Source organism: Synechococcus sp. WC101 (assembly GCF_047461555.1).
Lineage (GTDB): Bacteria > Cyanobacteriota > Cyanobacteriia > Thermostichales > Thermostichaceae > Thermostichus.
Window position 1 is genome coordinate 1 of sequence record NZ_JANSHG010000279.1, and the last position, 1609, is coordinate 1609.

The following is a 1609-nucleotide window of genomic DNA, read 5'->3' on the forward strand; positions in this document are numbered from 1 at the left end:
GAGCTGGAGCCGCGCCCAGGGGTACAGCTGGCGGTGGACATGGCCTTGGGGATTTGGGAAAACCGAGCTTTGGCGGCGGGGATTACCACTGCCTTTGTAACTCTGTCCTTTTGGGAAGGCCTGCCTGGCTGGCGCAGCCCAGAAACGGCCTTGGCTATGGCAGAGCAGTTGGTGGCGCTGCGTTCCCAGCTGGCTCTGGACTTGAGGATCCACGCTCGCTATGAACTCTCGCGCCCCTTGGGAGCAGCAGCTGTTTGCCAAGCTCTCAGCCAAGGCTGGGTGGATCTCCTTTCCTTCATGGACCACACCCCCGGCCAAGGCCAATTCCGGACGCCGGAGGACTACATCCGCTACATGGCTCGCCAGCTGGCCCGGCCTTCCGAGGAGGTTGCCGCTAGTTTGGCGGCCAAGGCGGGGGAGGAGACCTTGCAGAGCTTTGCCCAATTGGCTCAGCAAGCGCAAGCTTTGGGGGTACCTTTGGCTTCCCACGACGACGACTGCCCCGCCAAGGTTCAGTTAATGGCCAAGATGGGCCTGAAAATTAGCGAGTTTCCGGTTACCCTAGCAGCAGCTTTGGAAGCGCGGAAACTGGGCCTGCTGGTGGTCATGGGGGCTCCCAATGCCCTGAGGGGATCCTCCCATGTCGGCAATCTCTCCGCTTCGGAGGCTCTACAAGTAGGAGCCCTAGGTGCCTTGGCCACTGACTACTCCCCCGCTTCAGCCTTGAGGGCTGCCTTTGCCTTGGCGGAGAAGCAGCTGCTGGATCTGCCCCAAGCCATAGCTTTGGTCACTCACAACCCTGCCCAGGCGGTTGGTCTGCAGGATCGGGGAGCCCTTCGCCCAGGCCTAAGAGCCGATCTAGTGGTGCTGCGGGAGAAACCCTTCCAGGTTATGGGTGTATTCGTTGCCGGCAGGCCTGTCTTTCTCAGAGATAGCCTCTGTTGGAGGGGGGTCTTCTAGGCTTCCCGCCAAGGCCTAGGTTGGAAGGCGAAGACAAGACTTAGTCCTGCCCGAAGGCAACCCTGGGCAGCAGTTTCCGGGTTGGCTTGCGCTCCAGAGGCCAAGTTGGCCGCTCCAGGCGCGTATCCACCAGTACAGCGCTAGGAGAGAAGTCCACCCGCTCCAGCAGCCGCTTCAGCAGTTGGGCGTCGATGACGTCCCCGCCTCCAGACAGAGGGGCAGTTCCCGCGCCTAGGGGTGTAGGGGTTGCTTGAGGGGATCCCTCCTCACTGCGCCCAGGTTCGGCTAGCAGCAGTTCCGCCACTGCCTGAGCCAGTTCTTGGCCGTACACGCCATCGGGGCCAGAGGGGAGCAGATCCAGCCGTCCCTGCTGAGCAGCCAGGTGGCTCAACCCCAGTTGCACCGCCACTACCGCCGGGCCCCGATCCCCCTGCCTCAAAGTGCGCTGGCCGGCCAGAATGCTCTTCAGTTGGGCCCTGGCTGCCTCTTGGTCGCTAGCCGGCAAAAGTTGCACCAGCCCCTCCAGCCAATCTCCCTCAGAGCCAGCTTCGGCCTCTGGATAGGGATCCCTTGCCCATAGGCGGTTCAGGTCGTAGAGCAGAATGGCATGGGGCACAGGGCGGCTGGGCTGGTTGGGGCCGGCATGGCC

At 62.8% G+C, this 1609-nt stretch carries 2 protein-coding genes; one reads left to right on the plus strand and one right to left on the minus strand.

Translation table 11 applies throughout. The features are described from left to right. On the plus strand, positions 1-960 hold a 960-nt coding region (locus NW809_RS12420), incomplete at its 5' end, for an alpha-D-ribose 1-methylphosphonate 5-triphosphate diphosphatase (protein WP_414402284.1). A 40-nt stretch (positions 961-1000) separates the two neighbouring features. Here the strand turns inward: NW809_RS12420 and NW809_RS12425 are convergent. Continuing rightward, positions 1001-1609: peptidoglycan-binding domain-containing protein (locus NW809_RS12425; protein WP_414402285.1), on the minus strand; the 609-nt coding region annotated here is incomplete at its 5' end.